Source organism: Actinocrinis sp. (assembly GCF_035946395.1).
Taxonomy (GTDB): domain Bacteria; phylum Actinomycetota; class Actinomycetes; order Streptomycetales; family Catenulisporaceae; genus Actinocrinis.
In genome coordinates, this window is record NZ_DASYZI010000409.1 from 1 (window position 1) to 1,753 (window position 1,753).

1 protein-coding gene is annotated in these 1,753 nt (G+C 68.9%); it reads left to right on the forward strand.

What is annotated here, in order from left to right; genetic code table 11:
* The first annotated feature begins 171 nt into the window (after nt 1-171).
* The gene (locus tag VGS97_RS25550; protein ID WP_326856204.1) at nt 172-1,740 is read left to right on the forward strand and encodes a glycoside hydrolase family 16 protein; all 1,569 of its coding nucleotides are present in this window, start codon (nt 172-174) and stop codon (nt 1,738-1,740) included.
* Nucleotides 1,741-1,753: the final 13 nt, after the last annotated feature.

Here is a 1,753-nt window from a genome sequence, read left to right on the forward strand (position 1 = left end):
GCATCGTGGGGCGGGCGTACGACCGTGCCGTGTCTGACCGGCGACCCTCTCCCGGGCTCGTGCATCACTCGGACCGCGGGAGTAGCTACACCGCAACAGCACCGCGGCACGCACCGGCGTCTCTGCGCGCGTGCCCTCGCGCCATGTCCGTGACAGGCTGGTGATTCCGCGATGGGAGCTCACGCAGCCGCGCGTGTCACCGCGCGCTTCGGCCCCCGAAGGATGGCGCCGCTCCTCATCGTGCTCATCGCCGGCGTGGTCGTGCTCGTACCTGGCGGCGGAGTGGCCTCTGATGCGGTCCAGACCGCAGCCACGTCTCCCAGCCTCATTCCCAACTGGAACTTCGCGCATGGTCTGACCGGCTGGGACAGCTGGCAGGGGACGCTGAAGCTCGTGCGGTCGCCGTACCTGTCGTTCGGCTCGCAGTTCGCCGCGCAGGTGCACGCGACCACGCTGCCGCGGTACTCGATCGACAGCAACGCGGCACCTGTGGTGGCGGCGGCCGGCAGGTACACGGCAACGGCATGGGTGAAGGCGGGCAGCACGTCCGCGCTCGGGAAGCCGGTGAAGATCGGGCTGCGCGAGCGGCGCGGTGCTGAGTTCGAGGCCGATAACATCGCGGTCGCCTACTCGCCGGTGAACGCGTTGTCGTCAGGGTGGACAGCAATCACGGTGTCGCTGACCACCCAGCGATCGGGTGATCTCCTCGACGTGTTCGTGCTGCAGCGCCATGCCGTGCCGACCGATGCGTTCCGAGTTGAGGCGGTCGAGCTTCGGCCTGCTGGTGCTCCGTCGCCCACGTCGGCGCACACCCCCGGCACCGCGCCTCGGCCTGCTGGTGCTCCGTCGCCCACGCCGGCGCACACCCCCGGCACCACGCTTCCCCCGGCTGCCGCTCCGACGCCGCGGCCCGCCCCCGTCCCGGCCCCAGCGCCGGCGCCGTCGCCAGCGCCGCCGCCGTCGCCAGGCGGGATGTCCGCACCGCCGGGCTTCACCACCAAGATCTTCGAGGATGCGTTCAACGGGACGAGCCTCAACACCTCGTTGTGGGACACCTACCTGCAAGCAAACGGCCAGGTATGGAACGACTTCGGCACGTTGCCGCCGCCCTACTCGGGATCCAACGCGGGCCAGGCAAATGTCGCCATGTTCTCGCCCGCGCAGGTGTCAGTAGACAATGGGGTAACCCTTACCGCACAACGCAACACGAACCGGTGGGCGGGTACCTACCCATGGATCTCCGGCGTGCTCACCACCGGCGGGAAGTTCGAGCTGCCATCGGACAAGGCGTGGTATGTCCAGGTCAAGGCGCAGATGCCAGACCAATCGCAGGGGATGTGGCCGGCCATCTGGTTCATGCCCGGTGTGGCAGGAACACCCACCAACGAGTTCGACGGGTACGAGGGCGGATGGCCCGGCGGGAATCCGAACGAGATCGAGCACAGCGACTTCTTTGCCGATCAGGGCCAGGTGCAGCAGGCGTACAACGTCGGCGCCGACGTGACGGCGGGATACCACGTCTACGGCTTCGCGTTCAAGCCGGGCAACTCCGTCACCGCGTACTTCGACGGCCGCCAGGTGTGGCAGGCATCGGGGGTGACCGTCACCGGCGAACCGTACGAGATCATCATCGAGTTGCAGGTCGCCGGCGCCCAGACCTCCGGGTGGCACACGGTGACCAACGGCGGGACGCCCCCGTCGTCGATGCGCATCGCCGAGGTGCAGGCCTACGCGCCCTGAGCCGCGGACCGGG